The 24309-nt window shown below is 53.1% G+C and carries 26 protein-coding genes; 11 read left to right on the top strand and 15 right to left on the bottom strand.

The window, feature by feature from the left end; translation table 11 throughout:
- Nucleotides 1–30: 30 nt before the first annotated feature.
- The 3 genes from ACN0YN_RS23520 to ppsA all read right to left on the bottom strand — a co-directional run bounded on the left by ACN0YN_RS23520 (nucleotide 31) and on the right by ppsA (nucleotide 4130).
- Entirely contained in the window at nucleotides 31–963 is a 933-nt protein-coding gene (locus ACN0YN_RS23520; protein WP_417387472.1) for a histone deacetylase, read from the bottom strand.
- Nucleotides 964–1194: 231 nt separating this feature from the next.
- Nucleotides 1195–1686, bottom strand: coding sequence for a hemerythrin domain-containing protein (locus ACN0YN_RS23515; RefSeq protein WP_417387471.1), 492 nt, complete (start codon nucleotides 1684–1686; stop codon nucleotides 1195–1197).
- Between the two features lie 32 nt (nucleotides 1687–1718).
- Nucleotides 1719–4130, bottom strand: a complete 2412-nt coding sequence (gene ppsA, locus ACN0YN_RS23510) for a phosphoenolpyruvate synthase (protein WP_417387470.1) — start codon at nucleotides 4128–4130, stop codon at nucleotides 1719–1721.
- 368 nt (nucleotides 4131–4498) lie between these two features.
- Between ppsA and atpD the strand changes: the two genes are divergently transcribed.
- From atpD to ACN0YN_RS23460, 10 genes are read left to right on the top strand one after another with little or no spacing between them, the layout of a single operon-like run.
- Entirely contained in the window at nucleotides 4499–5902 is a 1404-nt protein-coding gene (gene atpD / locus ACN0YN_RS23505; protein WP_417387496.1) for a F0F1 ATP synthase subunit beta, read from the top strand.
- Nucleotides 5899–6294, top strand: a complete 396-nt coding sequence (locus ACN0YN_RS23500) for a F0F1 ATP synthase subunit epsilon (RefSeq protein ID WP_417387469.1) — start codon at nucleotides 5899–5901, stop codon at nucleotides 6292–6294. The genes atpD and ACN0YN_RS23500 overlap by 4 nt, the downstream gene beginning before the upstream one ends.
- On the top strand, nucleotides 6284–6643 hold the full coding sequence (locus tag ACN0YN_RS23495) for an AtpZ/AtpI family protein (protein ID WP_417387468.1): 360 nt from the start codon (nucleotides 6284–6286) through the stop codon (nucleotides 6641–6643). The genes ACN0YN_RS23500 and ACN0YN_RS23495 overlap by 11 nt, the downstream gene beginning before the upstream one ends.
- Entirely contained in the window at nucleotides 6640–6957 is a 318-nt protein-coding gene (locus ACN0YN_RS23490; RefSeq protein ID WP_417387467.1) for an ATP synthase subunit I, read from the top strand. Before ACN0YN_RS23495 ends, ACN0YN_RS23490 begins: the two co-directional genes overlap by 4 nt.
- Nucleotides 6958–7674 carry a F0F1 ATP synthase subunit A gene (locus ACN0YN_RS23485; protein WP_417387466.1) on the top strand — a complete coding sequence of 239 codons (717 nt, stop codon included), beginning with the start codon at nucleotides 6958–6960 and terminating at the stop codon, nucleotides 7672–7674. It abuts the gene before it with no gap.
- Between the two features lie 11 nt (nucleotides 7675–7685).
- Complete coding sequence (locus ACN0YN_RS23480; RefSeq protein ID WP_417387465.1) at nucleotides 7686–7964, top strand: F0F1 ATP synthase subunit C; 279 nt, start codon at nucleotides 7686–7688, stop codon at nucleotides 7962–7964.
- 30 nt (nucleotides 7965–7994) lie between these two features.
- Nucleotides 7995–8792 carry a hypothetical protein gene (locus ACN0YN_RS23475; RefSeq protein WP_417387464.1) on the top strand — a complete coding sequence of 266 codons (798 nt, stop codon included), beginning with the start codon at nucleotides 7995–7997 and terminating at the stop codon, nucleotides 8790–8792.
- A 34-nt stretch (nucleotides 8793–8826) separates the two neighbouring features.
- Nucleotides 8827–10371, top strand: coding sequence for an alternate F1F0 ATPase, F1 subunit alpha (locus ACN0YN_RS23470; protein WP_417387463.1), 1545 nt, complete (start codon nucleotides 8827–8829; stop codon nucleotides 10369–10371).
- Between the two features lie 4 nt (nucleotides 10372–10375).
- Nucleotides 10376–11263 (top strand): F0F1 ATP synthase subunit gamma, encoded by an 888-nt coding sequence (locus ACN0YN_RS23465; RefSeq protein WP_417387462.1) that lies wholly within the window; start codon nucleotides 10376–10378, stop codon nucleotides 11261–11263.
- Nucleotides 11264–11308: 45 nt separating this feature from the next.
- Nucleotides 11309–11815, top strand: a complete 507-nt coding sequence (locus tag ACN0YN_RS23460; protein WP_417387461.1) for a CBS domain-containing protein — start codon at nucleotides 11309–11311, stop codon at nucleotides 11813–11815.
- A gap of 19 nt (nucleotides 11816–11834) precedes the next feature.
- Here ACN0YN_RS23460 and hypE read toward each other — a convergent pair whose 3' ends face one another.
- Genes hypE through ACN0YN_RS23400 form a run of 12 tightly spaced genes read right to left on the bottom strand, consistent with a single transcriptional unit; the run spans nucleotide 11835 to nucleotide 22700 of the window.
- The gene (gene hypE, locus ACN0YN_RS23455; protein WP_417387460.1) at nucleotides 11835–12911 is read right to left on the bottom strand and encodes a hydrogenase expression/formation protein HypE; all 1077 of its coding nucleotides are present in this window, start codon (nucleotides 12909–12911) and stop codon (nucleotides 11835–11837) included.
- Between the two features lie 38 nt (nucleotides 12912–12949).
- A complete protein-coding gene (gene hypD / locus ACN0YN_RS23450; protein ID WP_417387459.1) occupies nucleotides 12950–14035 on the bottom strand; it encodes a hydrogenase formation protein HypD in 1086 nt (361 codons plus the stop codon).
- Nucleotides 14032–14307, bottom strand: coding sequence for a HypC/HybG/HupF family hydrogenase formation chaperone (locus ACN0YN_RS23445; RefSeq protein ID WP_417387458.1), 276 nt, complete (start codon nucleotides 14305–14307; stop codon nucleotides 14032–14034). Before ACN0YN_RS23445 ends, hypD begins: the two co-directional genes overlap by 4 nt.
- Nucleotides 14298–16640, bottom strand: a complete 2343-nt coding sequence (gene hypF / locus ACN0YN_RS23440; protein WP_417387457.1) for a carbamoyltransferase HypF — start codon at nucleotides 16638–16640, stop codon at nucleotides 14298–14300. The genes ACN0YN_RS23445 and hypF overlap by 10 nt, the downstream gene beginning before the upstream one ends.
- Nucleotides 16573–17262, bottom strand: a complete 690-nt coding sequence (gene hypB, locus ACN0YN_RS23435) for a hydrogenase nickel incorporation protein HypB (RefSeq protein ID WP_417387456.1) — start codon at nucleotides 17260–17262, stop codon at nucleotides 16573–16575. The genes hypF and hypB overlap by 68 nt, the downstream gene beginning before the upstream one ends.
- Nucleotides 17259–17630 carry a hydrogenase maturation nickel metallochaperone HypA gene (locus ACN0YN_RS23430; protein ID WP_417387455.1) on the bottom strand — a complete coding sequence of 124 codons (372 nt, stop codon included), beginning with the start codon at nucleotides 17628–17630 and terminating at the stop codon, nucleotides 17259–17261. The genes hypB and ACN0YN_RS23430 overlap by 4 nt, the downstream gene beginning before the upstream one ends.
- On the bottom strand, nucleotides 17623–18105 hold the full coding sequence (locus tag ACN0YN_RS23425) for a hydrogenase maturation protease (RefSeq protein WP_417387454.1): 483 nt from the start codon (nucleotides 18103–18105) through the stop codon (nucleotides 17623–17625). Before ACN0YN_RS23425 ends, ACN0YN_RS23430 begins: the two co-directional genes overlap by 8 nt.
- 23 nt (nucleotides 18106–18128) lie before the next feature.
- The gene (locus tag ACN0YN_RS23420) at nucleotides 18129–19421 is read right to left on the bottom strand and encodes a Ni/Fe hydrogenase subunit alpha (protein ID WP_417387453.1); all 1293 of its coding nucleotides are present in this window, start codon (nucleotides 19419–19421) and stop codon (nucleotides 18129–18131) included.
- Nucleotides 19414–20214 (bottom strand): oxidoreductase, encoded by an 801-nt coding sequence (locus ACN0YN_RS23415; protein ID WP_417387452.1) that lies wholly within the window; start codon nucleotides 20212–20214, stop codon nucleotides 19414–19416. Before ACN0YN_RS23415 ends, ACN0YN_RS23420 begins: the two co-directional genes overlap by 8 nt.
- A 2-nt stretch (nucleotides 20215–20216) precedes the next feature.
- A complete protein-coding gene (locus ACN0YN_RS23410) occupies nucleotides 20217–21083 on the bottom strand; it encodes an FAD/NAD(P)-binding protein (RefSeq protein WP_278469109.1) in 867 nt (288 codons plus the stop codon).
- Nucleotides 21080–22204, bottom strand: a complete 1125-nt coding sequence (locus tag ACN0YN_RS23405; protein ID WP_417387451.1) for a 4Fe-4S dicluster domain-containing protein — start codon at nucleotides 22202–22204, stop codon at nucleotides 21080–21082. Before ACN0YN_RS23405 ends, ACN0YN_RS23410 begins: the two co-directional genes overlap by 4 nt.
- Complete coding sequence (locus ACN0YN_RS23400; protein ID WP_417387450.1) at nucleotides 22197–22700, bottom strand: Crp/Fnr family transcriptional regulator; 504 nt, start codon at nucleotides 22698–22700, stop codon at nucleotides 22197–22199. Before ACN0YN_RS23400 ends, ACN0YN_RS23405 begins: the two co-directional genes overlap by 8 nt.
- Before the next feature lie 323 nt (nucleotides 22701–23023).
- On the opposite strand from ACN0YN_RS23400, the gene ACN0YN_RS23395 reads away from it, so the two are divergent.
- Nucleotides 23024–24184, top strand: a complete 1161-nt coding sequence (locus ACN0YN_RS23395; protein WP_417387449.1) for a hypothetical protein — start codon at nucleotides 23024–23026, stop codon at nucleotides 24182–24184.
- Nucleotides 24185–24309 lie beyond the last annotated feature (125 nt).

Genomic DNA, 24309 nt, shown 5'->3' with positions numbered 1-24309 from the left:
TTGATCTGCCTGAACTGCATTAACCTCTGATCAGACAGACGCCAGTTCCAGTAAATGATGTTCGATACATTCTGCCAGTGCGCCGGGATTGTACCCCCCTTCCAATACGCTCACGACGCGACCATTGGCATGCACGTCTGCGACTTCAAGTACGATCCGCGTGAGCCTGGCAAAATCTTCACTCTCCAGCCCCAACGATCCCACCGGATCGTATTTATGCGCATCGAAGCCGGCACTGATCAGCACGAGTTGCGGTCTGATGCGAGCGGCCAGTTGTTCCACAGTCGAAGTAAACATTTCACAGTATTGTTCCCGCGACGTTCCCTCTTCTACCGGAACGTTGCAGTTTGTCCCCAGTCCCTTCCCGGCTCCTGTCTCGGCAGCAGTTCCTGTATTCTGGTAAAAGGAGGCACGATGAATCGACAGAAATCCGACCTGTCCATCTTCCCAGAAGATTTCCTGCGTGCCATCACCGTGATGCACGTCCCAGTCAATAATCAGAACCCGGTCCAGGCCCAGTTTCTCAATCGCCAGACGCGCACCGACGGCAACATTGTTGAACAGACAAAACCCGAGCGCCGATTCCGGTGCCGCATGATGCCCGGGAGGCCTCACGAGACAGAATGCCCGCTCTGCTTTGTTTTGAACGATCTGCTCCACCGCATCACAGACAGCGCCTACAGCCATTCGTGCTACTTTGTATGATTCGGGGCAGACAACGGTATCTTCCGAAATAGCCCCTCCCCCCTGTGCACAGAAGTCTTGCACATAGCGAATGTACTCACGCGAATGCACGCGTTCCAATACAGCATCTGAAACTTCGGTCCACGACCGTTGACGGTAATGTGCATGCATGGCAATCTGGCTGGCGCGTCTCATCGCAGGAATGATCCGTGCCGCATTTTCCGGAAGATCTCCGGTTTCATGTTTCAGAAATACAGGGTCTGAATAAAGCAAGCTCATAAAATTACTTTTCCGTATCCTGTCTGAATCATCATCCAGTCGCGGCACGATGCGACAAAGTTGGCAGTACAATTCAAAGAGGTTTTTCGTGATGGAATGGTATGAGCATACTATAGAAACCAGGGTGAGGAAAAGTCCCGCGCACTTCATATATACCGGACTTTGACGGCGGTAGTGTGATTACTGCGAAATGTCAGCCTGCCCTACGCAGTTCAGTCAGCACCGGGTTCTTCATGATGACTGGTCGGGGGAGGAATTTTCAAACGCTTCACGGACACGTTGAATTTCCTCGTTTTCATTGTTGCGGAGCTCATCCAGCAGTCCCTGCAGTTCCTGTAAGGCTTCATTCCAGTTCTGAAAGGGGGGCTCTGACTGCTTCAAGCGTGTACTGAAATCATCAATCCGTGTCAGAAATTCCTTATGTTTTTTCTGAAAATCCGGCACCATGATACAGAAGCCCGGCGATTCATCCATGAGCGGTTTAAAATAGCCCTCCTGCTCCTCATCACAGAAATGCTTTGAGAGCAGCTTTTTTAATCCTTCCATGCGGGTTCCCATTTCTCCATATTTGGGCATACCTCGTTCATCCAGTTCTTTCCACCAGTCATTCAGTTGCCTGATGTGCTCCAGGATCTCTTCGTGGCTATCCAGCAGAAACTGTAAATGCTCGTGTGACTTTTTTTTCGCATCTCCCTCAGGATTCATTCGATCTCGATGTTTCATATCAGTTTGTCACTTTCTATGGCTCAATCAGATTAACACGATGCCAGGTCGGATTCGACTTCCGCGATACGCGTTACCGTCTTCACGACGGCGTCCGGATTCAGTGAGATACTGTCAATCCCCTGCTTCACCAGAAATTCCGCGATTTCCGGGTAGTCACTGGGTGCCTGGCCACAAATACCGATCTTTTTACCGGCTGCTTTCACACGTTGAATAGCACTCGCGAGCGATTCCATCACAGCCGGGTCCCGTTCATCAAAGATTGACGCGACGACTTCAGAATCGCGGTCCACTCCGAGCGTCAACTGGGTCAGATCGTTGGAACCGATCGAAAATCCATCGAAGATTTCTGCGAACGCTTCCGCCTGAATGACATTACTGGGAATTTCGCACATGATATAAATTTCCAGTCCGTCATCCCCCCGATGTAAGCCATGGCGTGCCATTTCCTCCAGCACTTTTCTACCTTCCGCTACGGTACGACAGAAGGGAATCATCAGCTTCATATTTGTCAGGCCCATCGTCTCGCGCACCTTGCGCATCGCCTGACACTCCAGACCAAATGCGTCCCGGTAACGGGGATGATAATAACGCGATGCCCCCCGGAACCCGATCATCGGATTCTCTTCGTCAGGCTCGTATTGCGCCCCTCCGATCAGGTTGGCATATTCATTCGTCTTGAAGTCACTCATCCGCACGATTACTTCGCGTGGATAAAAGGCGGCGGCAATCATACCTACGCCCTGCGCCAGTGTATCCACAAAAAATGCGGGTTTATCAGAGTAGCCGGGTGTCAGGCGCTCAATCTCTGATTTCAAAATGGGATCTTTCAACTGATCATATTCCAGCAACGCCATCGGATGGATCCGAATAAACGAATTGATAATAAATTCCATCCGCGCCAGACCCACGCCATCACTGGGCAACAGGGAAAGCCGAAATGCTTCATTCGGATTCCCGACAATCATTTTCACACTGGTTCTGGTTTCAGGTAAACGATCCAGGTTGACTTCCTGAATCTCGTAATCCAGTTGTCCTTCATACACATGGCCGGTATCCCCTTCCGCACAACAGACCGTCACCATCTGCCCCGATTGAATCGCTGTGGTCGCTGTTTCTGCGCCGACAATCGCCGGTACTCCCAGTTCACGGCTGATAATGGCTGCATGGCAGGTTCGTCCCCCGCGATTGGTAATAATCGCGGATGCGATTTTCATCACCGGTTCCCAGTCCGGATCAGTACGGTCTGTGACCAGCACATCACCCGGTTGTACTTCATTCAGGTTTTTCGCGCTCTCAATCACCCGGGCAATACCATGGCCGATGCGTTCTCCCACACTGTGACCGGAAATCAACACACGCCCGCGTTCTTTCAGATGATACGTCTTGAGCGTCTGCGACTGCGGATTCCCGTGAATAGTCTCCGGTCGGGCCTGTACGATGAACAGTTCTCCGGTCTTCCCATCCTTCGCCCATTCGATATCCATGGGACAGTAGCGCCCCTGCACCGACGAATAATGTTCTTCAATCCGGGTGGCCCAGCGGCTGAGCGTGAGAATCTCTTCCTCTGTGATCGCAAATCGTTTCCTGTCGACCGGGTCCACGGGTACGTTGCGTGTCATCTTGCCGCCCCCCGCATCGTAGATCAGTTTGAACTCTTTGGAGCCCAGCGTTTTTTTCAAAATCGGTTTGAACCCCTGCTTCAACGTCGGTTTGAAAACGTAAAATTCATCCGGGTTCACACTCCCCTGGACAATGTTTTCCCCCAGTCCGTAGGCAGCATTGATCAGCACGGCATCCTTAAAACCGGTCTCCGTATCAATGGAAAACATGACTCCCGAAGCCGCCAGATCCGAACGCACCATCCGCTGAATTCCAATGGAAAGCGCGATGTCAAAATGATCGAACCCCTTCTCGGTTCGATAGGAGATGGCCCGATCCGTAAACAGCGAAGCAAAGCAGCGACGACAGGTTTCCAGCAGAGAAGCTGCTCCACGTACATTCAGGTACGATTCCTGCTGTCCGGCAAAACTGGCATCCGGCAGATCTTCCGCAGTCGCACTGCTGCGGACAGCAACATCGATTCCTCCGGGCAACGCTTCACTCAACTTCTCATACGCCTGCAGGATCTCAGTCTGCAACGCTGCCGGCATCTCAGCCGAGAGAATCGCGTGCCTGACTGCCAGGCCGTGCTGTTGCAGATTGGAAATATCAGTTGTGTCCAGATCCTTCAGAATCTCTCTGATCTGCTGATCCAGACCGGTTTCTGCCAGAAAAAAGCGATAAGCAGCAGCCGTCGTGGCGAAGCCATTGGGAACGGCAATCCCTTCCGAATTTAAGTGACAGTACATTTCTCCCAGTGAAGCGTTCTTCCCCCCCACCGAAGGGACGTCAGCAATACCGATATCATCAAACCACAGAATCAGCGGCTCCTGCAACGCCATGCTCTCACTCCCCGTTTTTATCTTCCGTCTGTAAATAAAATATAGATCGACTGAAACTGCGCAACACCTTTTGAGGTGAGAGTCATACCGGACTCACTCCTTTGTATGGATAAAGTACTTTACCAGAACCCAGCGGAAACCAATACGGGTAGAACCCGGTTCAGCTATAGGGGAATCCACCAGACTGAAGACAACAAAGCAAAAAATCCTGAAAAGCGAACTGATTGATTTTCCACACTCTTGAGTTCTCTCGCAAAATCAATCATTGTCAGAGATAATAACAAGGAATATGACAGCAACCATATGAGAATCCCTCCCGCTGGATTATTTTGAGAAACTCCGATTCGGGAGTAAGGATGCCTGATTTCATGCAGCAGTTGACCGAGACAGAGGAACTGAATTTCGGAACGGTACTCTCGATTCGGGGGAGCGTGGTCGATGTCTGTTTCCCACGGAATTTACCCCCCGTGCAAAGTGAACTGCATACCGGTGATCAGCAGGAAATCGTCATCGAAGTCCTGACTCAGTTAGACGACCAGACAGTCCGCGGAATCGCTTTGAATTCAACGCGCGGCCTGGCGCGCGGTGCCAGGGTTCTGAACACCGGACATCCGCTCAAAGTCCCTGTCGGCCCTCAACTTCTGGGAAGAATGCTGAATGTCTTCGGCCAGACCGTTGATACCGGCACCCAGTTGGACTGTGACGTCTGGCGGTCGATCCATCACCAGTCTCCCGCGCTGGTGGAGCGTCCTCCCCGTTCAGAAATATTCAGCACGGGAATCAAAGCCATCGATCTGCTTTCGCCTCTGGAACGAGGAGGAAAAGCGGGCCTGTTTGGTGGAGCCGGTGTCGGCAAAACCGTTTTAATCACAGAACTGATCCACAACGTGGTCGGGGCTCATAAAGGGGTCAGCCTCTTCTGCGGGATCGGCGAACGTTGTCGCGAAGCGGAAGAACTCTACCGCGAAATGCAGGACGCGGGAGTCCTCGACAATACGGTCATGGTTTTCGGCCAGATGAATGAACCGCCGGGCGCCCGCTATCGCGTCGGGCATGCAGCACTCACGATGGCAGAATATTTCCGCGACGATCAGCGACAGGATGTCCTGCTGCTGATTGATAATATCTTTCGATTTATACAGGCGGGAACCGAAGTATCCGGGCTCATGGGTGAACTTCCTTCGCGGGTAGGTTATCAACCGACCCTCGCTTCCGATCTGGCGGAACTGGAAGAACGCATCTGTACGACCACCAGCGGTTCGATTACCTCAGTACAGGCCGTCTACGTCCCGGCAGACGACTTTACCGACCCCTCTGCAGTTCATACGTTTGCACATCTTTCCACGTCAGTCGTGCTCTCACGCAGACGGGCCTCGGAAGGCCTGTACCCGGCAATCGACCTCTTGAATTCCAGCTCAAAAATGCTGATGCCCCCGATCGTGGGAGACCACCACTACCAGGTCGCGCAAGGGGTCCGTGAAACACTGGCGAACTACGAAGATCTGAAAGATATTATCGCCATGCTCGGGCTCGAAGAACTGTCACGCGAAGACCGCCGGATTGTGAATCGTGCCCGACGCCTGGAACGTTTCCTCACACAACCATTTTTCAGCACGGAACAATTCACCGGTTATCAGGGCAAGTTTGTGACGCTGGAGGAAACGTTAGACGGCTGTGAACGCATTTTGAATGACGAGTTCTTTGATGTGTCAGAGCGCGCCCTGTATATGATCGGTTCGATTGACGAAGTGAAAAAAGGCAGCCCCTCATGAACCTGAAAGTGCTGTTACCGACTGAAATACTGATTGACCAGCCCGTCAGCAAGGTCATTGCGGAAGCAGAAAACGGTTCGTTCTGTCTGCTGCCCCGGCACGTCGATTTCGTATCCGCCCTGCTCCCCGGTATCCTGACTTTTGTCGATGATCAGAACTGCGAAACCTATCTGGGCATCGGTGGAGGCATTCTCACAAAAACCGGTGCCGAAGTTCGTGTTTCCACAATCTATGCCGTCCAGGGAGAAGACCTGGGCACACTCCGTCAGAAAGTCGCTGATCAGTTTGAAGCACAGCACGAAAGAGAGCGTCTGGTACGTTCAGCCATTGCAAAACTGGAAGCCGATATCCTCAGGCACTTCGTGAAACAGGGGGTGGGCAGTGATAGTTGATAATCAAACCGATAACGGAGACGAATTTGACAATCACGAATTCCAGAGAGATTCACTGCCTCTGCATGAGCAGTCGCATATTGAAAAACGAATTGCTTCTCAGGAAGCACGGAAACTGAAAGCACAACGTGAAAAACACCATACCATCTGGTTTGGATTCGGAATGTTCGGACTGATCGGCTGGTCCGTCACCATACCGGCGGTACTGGGAGTGATGTTGGGAATGTGGATCGATTCCCGCTGGCCTGGTCCCTATTCCTGGACATTAATGTTGCTGATGGGAGGCATCACTCTGGGCTGTCTGAACGCCTGGAAGTGGATTCATAAAGAAGGAAATATCAAAAAATGAATTTGACACTGCTGTTACAACTGCTTGCGAGTCTGACCTGTGGCCTGATTCTAGGCGCGCTGTTTTTCGGCGGACTCTGGTGGACCATTCGCAATTTACAGAAGTCTTCGCATCCCGCATTCTTATTCCTTGCTTCGGCCCTGGTCCGAATTTGCCTGACCATTTCCGGGTTCTGGTTCATTGGCGTCTGGCTGGATGAATCTGCACGCTGGCAACGCCTGATGGTCTGCCTGGCTGGTTTTGTTCTGGCCCGGATGATCTGCACACGCATGATCAGAACAGATCAACCTGCTTTCACAGGAAAATCTGTGTAAATGAATATTTCCCCCGATGAACCACTCTGGCAGTGGGAATTTCTGATTCTGAACAAAACGATTCTGTTTACCTGGCTGGTGATGGGACTGTTAACCTGCGGCTCCTGGTTCATCACGCGCAGGCTGAGTTACAGCGCCCGCCTGACGCGGGGTCAGAACCTGCTGGAAGTCCTGGTATCAGGCTTACGGAGTCAAATTCAGGATGTCAGCCAGCAGGATCCCGGCCCCTTCCTCCCTTTTGTCGGAACGCTGTTTTTATTCATTGCCTTATCCAATATTCTCTCAATCGTCCCCGGATACGTAGCGCCCACCAGTTCGATTTCGACCACTGCAGCGCTGGCGACCTGCGTATTTGTTGCCGTCCCCATCTATGGGATTGCACGGCAGGGACTGGTCGCTTACCTGAAGCAGTATCTGCAACCCTCGTTCCTGATGTTGCCGTTCAATATCATCGGCGAACTGTCGCGAACGCTGGCACTGGCAGTGCGACTGTATGGAAACATCATGAGCGGTAGCGTCATCGGCGCGATTCTCCTTGGATTTGTCCCCCTGTTTGTTCCCATTCTGATGCAGGCCTTTGGACTGCTTACCGGGATCATTCAGGCTTATATTTTTTCGGTACTGGCGATGGTCTACATCGCATCAGCGACACAGGTATCGCATGCGTTAAACGAATCACCTCAACAAACAGACGAACATACAATACAGGATACATAAAGGAGCAGTTTATGGACTCAAATACTGTCATTGCCGCAGTTTCTATTTTTACAGCAGGAATTACCATCGCCGTCGGATCTATCGGTCCGGCTCTCGGAGAAGGGAGAGCCCTCGCCCAGGCATTAAGCGCCATCGCACAACAGCCCGATGAGGCCAGCACGATTACACGGACCCTGTTCGTGGGACTCGCAATGGTGGAATCGACGGCAATTTACTGTTTTGTGATTTCCATGATTCTGATCTTTGCCAACCCGTTCTGGAATCACTTTCTGCAGGCAACCGCCAAATAATCTTACTGACAGATTCAACAGGAAAACGGAATGTCCATCGACTGGTTTACTTTTACTGCTCAGATTCTCAACTTTCTGGTCCTCGTCTGGCTGTTGACACATTTCCTCTACAAGCCGGTGCTGAATGCGATGGCAGAACGGGAAAAACAGATCACGGCAGAACACGAAGCAGCCACCACTGCGCAACGTGAGGCAAAATCGGAACTGGCCCGGTATCAGCAACAGACCGAAGAACTCACTCATGCGCGAGAAGATTTACTGGCAGAGGCAGGAAAAGAAATTCAGGCCTGGAAAGAACAGCATCTGGAGCAGGCGCGAACCGAAATCGATCAGGAGAAATCAGAATGGTTTCGAGCTCTGCATCGGGAACGCGAATCTTTTTTACGAGAAGCCCGCTTGCGCATGGCAGTACACATCCATCAGATGAGCCACCAGATTCTCAAAGAACTGGCTGACACTGATCTGCAGGAACAGACGATTGCCGTCTTCATGAATCGGATCAGACAGATTGATGCCACACAGAAAAAGGAGTTTCTTGCCAGACTCGAATCGACTGATCCCAAAGTGCTGGTCGAAAGTGCTTTCGAACTGCCCCCCACCGATCGCAAAAATATCGAGGACCTGATCCACGAAGATCTCAGCCCGGATGTGGCGATTCATTTCCGGGTAAATCCGGATCTGATTTGTGGAATTGACCTCCATCTGGCTGGCTACAAAATCGCCTGGAACCTGCAGGAGTCGCTGGAGGAACTGGAAGAAGAGTTTATTCATTCACTCAGAGATGTCATTTCGATCGACTCGGAATCAAAAATCGAACCGCAAGCATAATTATCGTGATTTAAAAACCACTCAGGCAAATCCTATGAACGATCGTCCCGACATTCATTCTTTGATCGACAACACGTTTAATCACTTTGGCAATGTCTTAAATCAGCATGAATTCACACCGCGGCTGATCGAAGTCGGGAAAGTCACTTATGTCGGTCGCAGCCATGCCCGCATCAGCGGCTTACCGAACGTGCAGTCAGAAGAACTGTTGCAGTTCCCGCATCATATTCTCGGACTGGCGTTGAATCTGGATGAACATGAAGTCGGAGTCGTCTTGCTCGATCACGGCGAACAGCTCACTGCCGGAGACGAAGTCAGGCGCACGCACCGCTTACTTGATGTTCCTGTAGGCGAATCGTTAATTGGGCGTGTCATCGACCCGGTTGGACGTCCCCTGGATGGCCACGGTCCGATCACGGCTGCCGAACGCAGACCCTACGAACGCGATCCCGCCCCCATCATCAACCGGGCTCCTGTCACCGTTCCTCTGCAGACAGGTTTGAAAGTCATTGACGCCCTGATTCCCATCGGTCGCGGGCAGCGCGAACTGATTCTGGGAGATCGTCAGACAGGTAAGACTGCAATCGCCATTGACACAATCCTCAACCAGAAGAATAAGGATGTCATCTGTATCTACTGTGCGATCGGGCAGCGAAATACCGCGGTCGCCAAAGTGATTGACGACCTGCGGAATCAAGGCGCGCTCGAATACACAACAGTCGTCGTTGGTGAGAGCGACGCCCCCCCTGGTCTGCAGTTTGTTGCCCCCTATGCGGCGACCACCCTGGGAGAATATTTTATGGACCGAGGCCAGGATGTCCTCGTGATCTACGATGACCTGACGTCACACGCCCGCTCTTACCGGGAATTATCGCTGCTGCTGAGACGTCCTCCGGGACGCGAAGCATTCCCCGGGGACATCTTCTACCTGCATTCCAGGTTGCTCGAACGTTCGACCCATTTAGCAGACCGGCTCGGAGGAGGTTCGTTAACCGCGCTACCGATCGCCGAAACGGAAGCGCAGAACCTGTCTGCTTACATCCCGACGAATTTAATCTCGATCACCGACGGCCAGATCTACCTTTCGCCGCAGCTGTTTCAGAAAGGGATCCTGCCTGCTGTCGATGTCGGTCGCTCCGTCTCCCGCGTCGGCGGGAAAACACAACTCCGCGCTTACCGGACCGTCGCAGGCGATTTGAGGTTGTCTTACAGTCAATTTGAGGAACTGGAAGCCTTCTCCCGTTTCAGCAGCCGACTCGATTCCGAAACCCTCGCCACTCTCGAGCGTGGCAGGCGTGTACGTGAAATTTTTAAACAGCCCCAATATCAGCCTCTGTCCGTAACCGAGCAACTCTCTGTGTTAATCGGTATGGCGGGGGGCGCATTCGACAAAATCGACTTGCCACAAATCCATCAACTGGAAGATGCGGTACAACGCATACTCGACAATGACTTTCCCGAATTGAGCGAACAGATCCTCGCCGGTCAACCTATCACAGAGACTGAGCAGAAATCGGTTCTGCATGCTGTGACCGAATTAATTCAGCAATCCCAAAATCCACCTTCTGAGACCGACTGAACTGATGCAGGATTTCGAAACACTAAAACGAAATATTGAAAGCACCAGAGATCTGGAATCGGTCGTGCGCACAATGAAAACGCTGGCTGCCGTCAGTATCAGGCAGTACGAGCAGGCAGTCGATTCCCTGGAAGACTATTCCGATACTGTTTACTGCGGACTGGAAATGGTGCTCTCCAGGACACAACCTCGCTGGAATTTACCAGATGGTGCGGGTGCAGGCACAATCGGTGTGATTCTGTTTGGTTCCGATCAGGGAATGTGCGGTCAGTTCAACGAACAACTGGATTCCTATGCCGCAGACTATTTCGCTGATACCAGTTTCCAGACAAGAAATCGGGTCTGGATGGTCGTCGGGTCACGAATGCTGGGGAAAACTCTGGATTCAGGCCATGACGTTGATTTCGATTTCAACCTGCCTGGTTCTGCTACAGGAATTGCCCCCCTGGTCTCTGAAATGCTCGCTAAAATTGATCAATGGCGGCATGAGCGAAGACTGAGTGAAATCTTTATTTTTTATAACCAGCGCGAATCAGCTTCGACCTATAAACCGCATGTCGTGCAGTTACTGCCCGTTGACCCGACGAAGTTTCACCGCAAGCAGGAGAGCCAGAACACATCACGCTCACTCCCCCTCTACACCATGAATCGCACAACCTTACTGTCCCGACTGATTCAACAGTACCTGTTCGTATCACTGTTTCGTGCCTGCGCGGAATCGCTGGCGGGTGAAAATGCCAGCCGGATCGCTTCCATGCAGGCGGCAGAACGAAACATCAAAGAACGCCTGATCAATCTGCAGGCAGAATTTAATCAACGCAGACAGACGGCTATCACCGAGGAGCTGTTAGACGTCGTTACCGGATTTGAAGCTTTGAAAGACAAAGAATAAGTTTACCAAGATCCACTCAGATCAATAATCCAGGAGACAAATCCCATGAATGAGCAGCAGAAAACCCCATGCGCCGAGGATTTCATGAATCGGCATGTCGAAGTTGTGACCCAGGAGATGACGTTGACGGAAGTCATTCGTTTTCTTTTGAAACACAAGATATCAAATGCGCCTGTGGTCAATAAACAGGATCAGAAACATACTCTCATCGGCTTTGTATCCGAACGGGACTGTCTGGATGCCCTGTCAAATGAAATGTTCTTTGGCAACCCCAGCCCGAAACAGACGGTCCGCACCATCATGAGTTCACACCCCATCTGTATCAGCCCCGATACGGAACTGTTTTCGATCGTCTCCATCTTTATTAATCACCATCTGCGACATCTGCCTGTGGTTGAAGACGGAATTCTCCTGGGGATCGTCAGTCGGCGTGAGATTCTGGCAGCCATGGAGACATACTACGATCACTCACTCCATAATCAGGAACACGAGCGACAGTTACGCGATACCTCACAACCCATGAACCTGCGCTTTACAATTGACCGCAGTTAAACGGGAAGCGATAAACAGGTCAACAGATGCGTGGCAAAGGACTGCCCAGTGGATCGTGGAGCGGCTGCTCGGGACCCAGTGTCCGTTTTATCGTCACCGGAACAAGCCCCCGGGGCTTGACGGAACCGATCACCCGGGCATCCGCTGTCTCGGAGAGCGACTGTAAAACAGAGACAGCTTCCTGACCGGCCCCCTGTCGGACGGCAATCAGCATGGTCCCCTCATTGGCAATATGCAGGGGATCCAGCCCCAGCAGTTCACTCATCCCCCTCACTCCGGGTGTGACAGGAACAGCACGTTCATCGATACTCAGCGTCAAACCGCTGGTCTCCGCCCATTCCTGCAGCACCGCCGCCACTCCCCCCCGGGTCGCATCCCGCAGACAGCAGATTCGGCCCCCGATTCTCGTCCGCAACTTCTCAACACTATTCAACAGGGAACCGCAGTCGCTCTGAGGCACTGGATCAAACTGCAACTGTTCACGCGCTGCGAGCACAGCCATGCCATGCTGTCCGATCGGACCACTGACGACGAGTTCATCGCCCACTTTCAGAAACGCAGGGCCCGGCGGAACGGGTTCAATCAGTTCGCCTGCTCCTGCCGTATTGATAAACAGACCATCGACGGCCCCGCGGGGAACCACCTTCGTATCACCGGCCACAATCTTGACCGCCGTACTTCGCGCTGCTTCAGCCAGGCTGTGCAACACACGATCCAGCACAACCAGGGGAAACCCCTCTTCCAGAATCAACGACAGTGTGAGCCAGAGCGGACGCGCCCCGTTGACCGCCAGATCATTAACAGTTCCATAAATGGCCAGGCTGCCAATATCTCCTCCTGGAAAAAACAGGGGGGAAACCACAAAGCTGTCTGTCGTCAGAGCCAGCGGCCCCTCGATCTGAGGCAGTCGAGCGGCATCATCCGATGTTTCCAGAAACTCATTTTTCAGAGCAGAGATAATGCGTTCCTGAATTAGTTTGCGAGACAGCCGCCCACCCTCACCGTGTGCCAGCGTCACGCAATCCGTTTCGGCTGGAATCGAGACCGGACAATTCAGCTGCCAGCTGCTGGTCTTATTCTGATGCTGGTTTTCCATCCTGCTCCACATTCACTTTGGACGATTGATTTATTTCTTCAGACACCGGCATAACGAAAGTAAGCAGCACAGGCACCTTCTGAAGAGACCATGGGTGCTCCCAGAGGCGTCTCAGGTGTGCACTGCTTCCCAAAACGGGGACATTCCGGCGGCTTGATCTGGCCAGTCATCACCTCATAACTGCAACACTCAGAATTGGTAATGACCGGCAAACCACAATCCGGAAAACGCACGCGTGCATCAAACTGCAGCCACTTTTCCTGCAGTGAGAGCCCTCCGGACGGAATAAAACCGAATCCGCGCCAGCGACAGTCCGCGATCTGATAGACCTCCCGCACGAGATCCTGCGCGGACTGATTTCCGGCCAGTTGAACGGCGCGAGAATAACAGTTTTCCAGCCGTGCTTCACCTGCTTCCAGCTGTCTGACACCTGCCAGAATCCCTTCCAGTAAATCGAGCGGTTCGAATCCGGTCACGACAACAGGCAGTTGATAGCGTTCCACAAACCGATCATAGGATTCATATCCCATCACCGTGCAGACATGCCCGGCTGCCAGAAAAGCCTGTACCCGGTGTTCCGGTGACTCAACCAGCGACTCCATCGCAGGCTGCACGCGCACATGCGAAACAATCAGACTGAAATTAGCCAGCTGATCCTGCGCAGCCTGCATCACTGCCAGTGCCGTCGCGGGGGCCGTCGTCTCAAATCCGACGGCGAAAAACACCACCTGTTTTTCAGGATGTCTGCGTGCCAGCTCTACTGCATCCAGAGGCGAATACACAATCTTCACCTCTCCCCCCCTGGCCCGGGCCTCCAGCAAAGAACCCTGACTGCCGGGCACACGCAGCATGTCGCCGAAACTGGTCATGATCACGTCAGACCGTTTTGCCAGCTGGCAGGCAAAATCAATATCTGTCTGATCGGTCACACAGACCGGACACCCGGGACCGTGAATCAATTCCACGGTCCCTTCCAGTTCAGCGGCAATCCCATGACGTAACAGGCTGTGCGTCTGCCCGCCACAGACTTCCATCAAGGTCCAACAGCGAGTGGAAATTCGTCGAATTTCATCCAGTAACCGCACTGCGGCTGCTGGATCTCGATATTCATCCAGATACTTCATGGTCGCAGCTCTCCCCCATCAGGTAGAGTTCCATGCCAGCCCTCATCTTCCCCCCACTCAGCCAGTGTCTCAAAGATCCGCTGTGCCTCTCTCTCATCGATCCGGTTGATCGCAATCCCTGCATGTACCAGAATATAATCCCCCACTTCAGCCTCGGTCACACAGGCCATATGCACTACGCGGCGGACGCCATCGAATTCAATCTCCGCCTGCGAAAAGACGCCCTCCCGTTCGATCCACCGCACCAGTTGACCAGGAATTCCTAAACACATGCGTCTCCCCCTTCCTGTCTGAAGCGGGCAGTCGCCACCGCCAGTTGACCGGCGGCCAGCCCGCCATCGTTGGGAGGAATCCTGCCAGGTAACCCCACTGGTTGATCATTCTGCTGCAGCTCTTCCACCAGTAGTTCGACCAGGCAGCGGTTCTGAAACACGCCCCCTCCCAAAACGACAGGCAAATGAGCAAACTGCCGACACAACTGCGCCGTGCCTCGTGCCAGTCCTCGATGAAACCGCATGGCAATCACTCCTGGTGACACTCCCGCTTCCCGGTCTCGCAGAATCGCAGAGAGACAGAGGCGCCAGTCCAGCTGAATCGGCGTTCCCTGTAACAGAGGCATTTCATAACTGCCTGCTTCCGCTCGATCACAGCTCGCTTCCAGCAGCATCGCCGCCTGCCCTTCAAATTCAGAGTGGGTGATTCCCAGGACCAGGGATGCGACGCCATCAAACAACCGTCCCACACTGGAAGTGAGCGGAGAGAGACTTATTGAATTAACAATCTGCAAAATGGGTTTCGCCAGTTCCGCTTTAAACCCTGCGCGTAACGCAGCCTCCGGTCCCACTGCTTCTGCCAGTAAAGAGACAGCAATACGATACGGTTCTCTGACAGCCGCTTCTCCTCCTGGCAGACAGAACGGTCTGAAATGCCCGACTCTGGTATAGTGAGAGGCCGACGAAAATAAAAATTCGCCTCCCCAGATGGTCTGATCATCGCCCCAGCCTGTTCCGTCAAAAGCGACTCCCAACACCTGCCGATCCAGCCAGCCCTGCTCCAGCATACCCGCCACAATATGTGCATGATGATGCTGGACTCGCTCGACACGCGAGCCTGTTTGAGTTGCCCGGTTTGAAGTGTAATAATCAGGATGCGTATCACAGATGAAGTCTGACGTCGCGAATCCATACAGCTGCTTCAGGGATGCCAACTGCGCTTCGTATCGTTCACAGGCTGCCAGATTTCCCAGATCTCCGACATGAGGCGCCAACACAGCTTGAGCACCATTGTTCAACGCAATCGCGGCTTTCTGATGTCCCCCCAGCGCAATGGCTGGTCGAGGATGTTCCAGATCCAGAGCCAACGGAGCCAGCCCCCGCGCCAGCCGTATGGTCACCAGCTGTCCCGCCATCCAGCGAACCACACTGTCATCAATGGGTCGTTCAATGGGACGATCATGTTCCAGCCAGCAGTCCGCCAGCCCATTGAGTGCTTCTGATTGACCTCGATCCTGAAAGTACAACGGCTCCCCTTCCCGATTGGCACTGGTGACCACCAGGGGAAAATCACATTGCTGGAGCAATAACCAGTGTAACGGTGTCGTCGGCAGCATGACACCCAATGTGTTCAACCCCGGATTCACGTTACCGGCAATCGCTGAGTCATTCCGCGCCTGCAACAGCACGATCGGTCCCGCGGGGCTGGTCAGCGCTGCTGCTTCCGCATCATTCACTTCTGCCAGTTTTCGCGCTGCAGCAAGGTCCGTCACCATCACCGCCAGCGGTTTGCCCGGACGTTGCTTCCGAGTTCTTAACTGTTGAACAGCTGACTCACTGGTGGCATCAACCAGCAGCTGATAGCCGCCCAGTCCCTTCAGACCGGCAACCTCTCCCAGCTGCAGTGCACGGGCCGTATTCCGAATTGCCACTGTACCGAAACCCCTGATTTCTCCGGTAGCACTGGTACTCCAGACGCGGGGACCACAGTCCGGACAGGCGATGGTCTGGGCATGAAAACGGCGATCAATGGGGGACGTGTATTCGCTCTCACAGCGCGCACAAAGTTCAAATCTCGACATGCCCGTTTGATCGCGTTCATAAGGCAGCGAATGCAGCAGGGAATACCGGGGGCCACAATGCGTGCAACTGGTGAAAGCATAGTCAAATCGATGATTCGCGGGATCAGCAAGTTCCGCCAGACATTCCAGGCAGACAACAAGATCGGGGGGAACACGAGCCGCCAAGGGGCCACTGGTCTGTTTCTCGATGATGTCAAAACGCTTCAACCCGCGCAGTGCAGTCGTTTCAGTGATTTTCTGATCAATCACCGTTTCTTCAGGCAGGTATGTTTCCAGGTCGCGTTCAAAGTTGTGTACCACATTTTCGGGACCTTCAATCAGCAGTTCAATCCCCGCTGTTGTATTACAGATCGAACCTGCCAGTCGTAATTCACAGGCCCGCCGCGCGACTGCAGGACGCAAACCGATCCCCTGCACGCGACCACTCAAGGTGATTTTGATCGCGACATTCCGCTCCGTACTTTTAATGATTGTTCGCGGGTTCATGGCAGCCAGCCAGTTGAATTCGATATTGATCTTCCAGGAAATCACACCATTTCTGAATCCCGGCTCCTGTCAGAGAACAACAGGGAATCACCTTCAAAGCAGATTGAATCCTCTGGGCATCTGTAGAAACCGCTTCTACTGAAAAAGGAACGTGCGGCAATAAATCCAGTTTCGTGATTAACATCGCGTCGCTGGTGCGAAACATTTTCGGATATTTTCCCGGCTTATCGTCCCCTTCTGTCGTGCTGATGAGAACCACCCGCACGTGTTCTGCCAGATCATGCGAAGCCGGACAGACCAGGTTCCCCACATTCTCGATAAACAGAAAATCGACTTCAGGATCACCCAGCGCAGCCAGCCCCCGTTGCACCAGTGGCAGTTCCAGATGACAGGCACCCCCCGTTGTCAGCTGTGCGACAGGAACCAGAGGCGCCAGCCGCTGCGCATCGCGGTCTGTTTCCAGATCCCCCACCAGCACCGCCATCGACCGTCGGCCAGCGAAATGTCGCGCCGTCGCTTCCAGTAAACTGGTCTTCCCCGATCCTGGTGACGACAGCAGATTCACTACCAGTGTTCCGCGGCGGCCAAGACGCGCACGTTCTACTGCCGCATCGGCCTTTTGCTCTGACTGCAGATCACGTTTGACGATGATGGTTTGCTGACTCATGCTGACACTCCTTCATGGGAATCAATGGACTCCATCGTGATACTCATCAGTTGCAGGCCATCCCCCTGAATGACATCAACGGTTCCTGACTGACATTCAGGGCAGTGAAACTGGAAATCAACGACTTCAAACTGATGCTGACAGTGAGTACAAACAGCCGTGACGGAAACCAGATCCAGTTTCAATCGGCACTCCGCGGAAAACACATCCACGACCATCTCCTCAAATGCGGAGGCAAACAACAGCGGTTCGACCCCCGACATTTCACCTGCCTGGACACAGATTTCCGATACACGACCGCCCCCCTGATCGGCGACGATCTGCCTGACCTGTTTCAACAGATTCTGAACCAGAGAACGTTCATGCATGTTCCATCTCCCCCTGTCTGACAGAGTGATTCAAATTCTCGCAGATCGATTCGACAGCAGCGATCACTCCTGACTGCACAATGTCTGAAACCGTTTCTTCGGAATGATCTGACTGCAGTTCGATACCATAAATCTGCACATGCTCCGGGTGTTTTCCCAACTGTTCTGCCAGCGCGAGAACTCCTACGAGTGACATCTGATGCGTGCCCGACCAGCGAATCTCATGCAGTTGACCGCACGGCCACTCCCAGTGATGCACACTCCCCGCTGCACCGGCTCCCCGACAGGCATCACAAATCACGATATCCATACCGGTCTCAATCCAGTCCAGTAAATCAGCCGGCGTACGTGCCAGTTTCACACGAACGTGTGTCAACCCGCGCCGTTCAATCTGTCGGGCCACTTCCCAGCCCGCCTGATCGTCACCGTGCGGACTGCCAATTCCCGCAACCATGATTTGTGCCCCGTTGTTCATTCCCTCGTCCTTCCTGCCGACTCTTACCGTCGATCGACTGTGACTTTGAGAAAATGAGTCGAACAACTGATACAGGGGTCATAGGCTCTCACCAGATTTTCGCATTGTCGCGCCAGATCTGCTTCCTCTCGATCAATAAACTCAGATACCAGATGCTTCAGCTCGACTTCAATCTGGGCCTGATTCTGTGAAGTGGGCGGAACAATACAGGCCTCTACGATCTTGCCCTGATCATCAATTTCATAGCGATGATACAGCGTTCCCCGTGGTGCTTCCGTCGCTGACTTTCCAGTTCCCACCTGCGGCGCATATGATTCTCTCGGTTTACCAGTCGGATGCTGATCGCGCAGGATTGCTAACGCTTCCTCATAGGCGTGAACGAGTTCCAGCCCGCGTGCGATAATCGCTTTATGCGGATTTCGACAGACCGGTTCGAAACCGATTTCGTCTGCCAGCCTGCGCGCCTGTGGAAACAGTTGCTCCCGATTCAGGTTGATACGCGATAACGGCCCCAGCAGATAAGGACGCCCCGTCGACTTTCGGAAGGCCTGCAATGCGGTCGAGTGTGGCACCTGCCGCTCTTCGAATTCCGCTTCGTACTGTTCGACTTCAATCACATCTCCCCGACTGGATTTCATTTCGCCGGCATTCATTGGATATTCATCAGGATGCGACAGCGAGACAAATTCGCAATCAGATTCCATTTCCGGAAATTCAAAACCAGCCACCCAGCGTGTGGTCTCCAGCGCAGCGTTCAGGCCCCATTCAAAATCCGGGATCAGTTTCTGAAATTCATCCCGGCGGGGAAAACGATAGAAGCCCCCCACGCAGACATTCACCGGATGAATGGCCCTGCCTCCCAGCAGATCGACCAGCTGATTGCCATGTTTTTTGAGTCTCAATCCACGATTGACCTCGTCGGGAAACTGCTTCGCCATTTCCAGTCCGCTCTCGAAGCCCAGAAAATCGGGGGCATGCAGTAAATGCATATGCAGGCCATGACTTTCAATCCATTCGCCACAATAAAGCAGTCGACGCAAGCGGCGGATCTCCGGGGAAACAGTCACTTCCAATGCAGACTCCAGAGCATGCACACTGCTCATCTGGTACGCCACCGGACAGATGCCACAGATACGGGCTGTGATATCCGGCGCGTCTTCGAGCGGTCGTCCCCGTAGTAACGCTTCAAACAAACGGGGCGGTTCATAAATTTCCAGGCGGACTTCTTCAACCGTTTCACCACTCATGCGGATGAACAGCCCCCCTTCTCCCTCGACCCGGGTCAACGTTTCCACCTTGATCCTGCGGTCACTCATCAGTCTGGCTCCCCGTTCCGGTCCTGTCCTGTAAACGCCGGCTTTCCTCACGAAATGCGGGGGCATTATTGTTGAAATTCTGCAGGCTGTTTGAAATTTCCTGTTTCGTGGCCCCCTCCTGTTCCATCTGTGAAGTCAGGCTCACCAGATTGGCCTGCGAGGCTGGACCAAAACACCCGTAACACCCCCGGTTGTAACTCGGACAAAGCGCATTACACCCCGACTGCGTCACAGGTCCCAGACAGGCAATTCCCTGAGCCACCGTCACACACACGGTTCCGCGGCGTTTACAATCCAGGCAGACACTGTGCCCGGGAGTGCGCGGCGTCCGTCCGGCCAGCAATGATTGAATGACTTCAATCAGCTGATATTGATTGATTGGACAGCCTCGCAATTCAAAGTCAACAGGCACATGATCCGCGATGGGCGTTGATCGTTCTAATACCTGGATGTATTCAGGACTGGCATAAACAGCCTGCATGAACTCAGCAGAATCGGCACTGTTTCTCAAAGCCTGGATGCCTCCAGAAGTCGCACAGGCACCGATGGTCATCAGAAAGCGGGAGTCTCTACGAATCTGCTGGATCCGGTCTGCATCGTGAGGCGTCGTCACAGATCCCTCAATCAATGCAATATCATACGGCCCCGCTTCCATGCGACTGGTGGCTTCGGGAAAATAGACAATCTCCACTGCATCAGCGACGGACAACAGCTGATCCTCGGCATCCAGCAGAGAGAGCTGGCAACCATCACAGGAAGCAAATTTGAAAACGGCCAGTCTGGGTTTTCCCACGCTCAGAGTCCTTCCACTTTCAAATAGGGTGAAATCTGATCGTAGCGGAAGACCGGCCCATCCTTACAGATGAATTCCGGTCCCAGCTGACAATGACCACATAAACCAACCGCACACTGCATATTTCGTTCGGTCGAAACCCAGATCTGCTCGCTGGTCAATCCCCGCTGAAGTGCAACACGGGCCGTAAAACGCATCATCAGATCCGGACCACAGATCAATAGAATCGTCTGAGCAGGATCAAATCTGGAAAGCCGTTCCAGTAACTGAGGCACCACTCCCACATTTCCGCGCCAGCCGGGGCTCGAACGATCTACGGTTTCTCTGATGTCCAGCCCCCCCGCTTGCCAGCGTTCATACTCCCGCGTATAGACCCGCATCTCAGGCGTACGCGCGCCGTACAATAAATGCAGACTCCCATAATCGTCTCTCTGCGCCAGCAGTTGATAGATTAAGGGACGCAACGGAGGCAGTCCGATTCCACCGGCTACCAGAACAACATTTTTTCCCCGACAGTCTTCACGCGGCCAACTGGTACCAAAAGGCCCGCGCAGTCCCAGGGAATCTCCTGTTTTTAACGCAGCGATTCCACGCGTCACATTGCCAGCAACTCGAATCGTATGCAGCAGGGTCTCACAGTCAGCCGGATCTCCGCTCATGGAAATCGCCGATTCTCCCGCGCCGGGAAGATACAGCATGTTAAACTGACCGGGTTCAAAACGATACGACTGCGCAGCGACCGCATCGGTCAGCGACAGTCGGTACGTGGCGACCCCGCTGACTTCCGCAGTGATCTCACGGATGACCGCCGTTTTTGCGACCCAGAAGCTGGCTGGTTTCTCAGTCTGTTTTCCAACGATTGAATTCATGACTGCGATTCCCGTATCGCGTGCACTTCCTGTGTCAGATCGATACCGACAGGACACCACGTAATACAGCGCCCACAACCGACGCACCCTGATGTGCCGAACTGATCGATCCAGGTTGCCAGTTTATGTGTTAACCACTGCCGATAACGATTGCGAATCCGGTTACGAACCAGTCCTCCGTTCATGTAACTGAAATCCAGATTAAAACAGGAGTCCCATTGCCTCTGCCGTTCCACATGCTCGCCCGTCAGATCACTGACTTCTTCGACGGAACTGCAGAAACAGGTCGGACAGACCATCGTACAGTTCGTGCAGGATAGACAGCGTTCTGCCACATCATCCCACTGGGGATGCTCCAGGTTGGACAGCAGCAGATCCTTGAGATCCGTCGTATCAAACCTTCGCTCAATCTGGTCGACGGCCTGCTGCCGCGCTGCATCTGCCCGCGTTTCCTGTTCAGGCGAAATGTCTCCCGTATCCAGGTCCTGCAGAATCTCGGCACCGACTGCAGTTCCCACTTCCACCAGAAAGCCGTCAGATAATTCTGTGAGTGCCAGATCAAATCCTGTTTTACAGCGGGGACCGGTCTGCATCGAAGTGCAAAAACAGGTCGAAGCGGCCTGAGTACAATTCACGGCGATGACCAGTGCCTGCCTGCGACGCTGATCGTAGATCGAATCAGTATAGGGTCCCCCCGTGAAAACACGATCCTGGATCTTCATGGCAGCCAGTTCACAGGCACGAACCCCCAGGAATGCATAGCGGGGCGTTTCTTCTTCTACCTCCTGAAACTGCCAGCCTTCCTCGGTTCGGTCGGCGCGCGTCAGTGTGGCGACCGGTGGAAACAGTTGTTTCTTCCAGGAACTCGGACCAACTACGTAACCAAAGAATGCATTATCATCGCGTTTCACCAGTCGGTATCTGCCTGGCTCCTGCTGATCGGTCCAGCCACGCGGTAAATCATCAATCGATGACAGCGGACCGTAGACGATGGCTTCCTGGTCAATTGTCGGTCCGATCACTTCATAACCGCGGGAAATCAGCACTTCGAAGAGACGGGCAAATTCATCCAGCTTTAAAAAGCGTGTTTGAACGTCGCCTGTCTGCAGAGATTCACTCATTTGTGCCTCCCTGCTTCAGAGGATGTGCTTCTTCAGCAACAGCATATAGATCGAGCACCTGCAGACGACTGGCAACCAGTCGTTGAGATAACGCCAGCGCCACCCGTCGCATCATCTGGTAACCGATATCGTGGTCCTCATCGCATAAAGCGGCCAGGTCATCGGCGTCGATGGCAATCAGACGGGTCTCCTCCACTGCAACCACGGTCGCGGTCATCTCTCCCTGTTTGAGAAAGGAGGACCAGCCAACCAGATCCCCCTCTTCCAAAGTCAAAACAGGCAAACAGCCACGAGCGGGAATGGTCATGCAGATCTCAACGCGACCGCTGAGAATGATATAAAGATCCCGATGCGCGGTTCCTTCCGTAAAGATCGTCGCATTATGGGCATAAACCTGAAAACGGGAGATGGCAGCCAGCTGCTGCAGTTCCTCTGCCGACAAACCGGAAGTAAAACGAAGTTGTTGCAGATGTTCCTGAAGCTGTTGAATCTCCATTGCAGCCTCTCAGTCAGTTCGCAAAACATAATAGGACAAGACGCTTTGATTCTAACCTGCCTGTTGAGGATCGTCTAGCGACCAGAATTCTGGATTGATTCCCTGAATCCGGTTCCCGACTGACATCGGGAATTTCCCCATCTAAAAACACGACATCATCCCATCTCGGATCACCCTGCTCTCCTGATTGCAACATCGATTCACGGATATAAACTGAATCGCGCAGGCAGACTCTGTGAAGATCAGCCTGTTTAAAACGAAATTTCTGAAAATCCTCAACTGCGAATCAGGTTCACAAGAAATTAATCAACAAGGAGAGTTCGATGCAGACATTAACACTTGATGAGCTCAAAACCCTCACCGAATGGGAACAGGGCCCATGCGTTTCCCTATATCTCCCTCGACATCAGGCAGTCTCAGAACTGGGACAGGATTCCATTGAGTTGCGGAACATGTTAGATGATGCGGAAACAACGCTACAGCAAATGGGGCTCGGCACTGCGGAAGCGCATCAGTTTCTGAAACCGGCGCGTATGCTGCAAAATGATCCCGTCTTCTGGAAACAGGGGTCCGCACAGGGTCTTTGCCTGCTGATCGCTCCGGGAGTTTTTCATCAGTATGACCTCCCCTTTCAATGCCCTGAAATGATGTCCGTGGATAATACTTTTTATCTCAGCCCCTTATTCTATAAAGTCTTTGAAGACGATCGATTTCATCTGCTCGCGATCTGTCCGAAATCGATCCGGATGATCCGCCATCAGAATGGTGAATTCAAAGAAGTCGAATTACCTGAAAATATCCCCGCAAATCTGGAAGAGTTTACGCAGGGCATTGAGTTCGAAGAATCCTTGCAGTATCACAGCACAGCTTCCGCAGGCCCTGGTGGAGATTTCGCCGGGATGCAACACGGACATGGTCTGACGAAAGAACAGAATGAAAAAGTCCTGACAGATTACTATCAACTGCTCACCAGGCAACTGGAAAACTACCTGGAAAACAATGCGCCTCCTCTGGTTCTTGTCTGTGCGGAAAAACAGCAGAATCTGTTTCGCAAGCACTTCCATGGAAATCAACTGTTACCGGAAGGAATAGCCACTTCGCCGGACCAGCTCAGCGCACGCGAACTGGTAGAACTTGCATTGCCAGTCGTTGAGTCACACTTCAAGACTTCTCTGCATAAAGCTCGTGAGCGGTTTCAGAAACAGCTGGGAACCTCTCGCATTTCGCATCAACTGGAAGAAATCCTGCAGGCTGCTGAACAGGGGCGTGTCGAAACGCTGTTTACCCCCCTCGGATCAGAACTCTGGGGGCAACCACCTGGGGATGGTGAATTAATAAAAACACATGCCCAGCCGGAATCTGGCGATATCGCGCTACTCAACCGGGCCATCCGGAACACATACCGACACGGGGGAACTCCCTACGTGGTTCAACCGGACGACATGCCAGATCAACATCCGCTGCTTGCCAGTTTTCGCTGGTAAGCAGCGTGTCTCAGTGATGAGAAAACGGCTGTTTTGTTTCTCGTCCCCCTCTGCAAGCTTGCCTGGAAGCATTCGGCTTAGACAGCGTTATTTCCACAAAACAGGAATGCGCCGTATCACTAAAC

This window comes from Gimesia sp. (genome assembly GCF_048260065.1).
GTDB lineage: Bacteria > Planctomycetota > Planctomycetia > Planctomycetales > Planctomycetaceae > Gimesia.
Note: the sequence above shows the minus strand (reverse complement) of the source record. Positions and strands in the feature narration are given on the sequence as shown.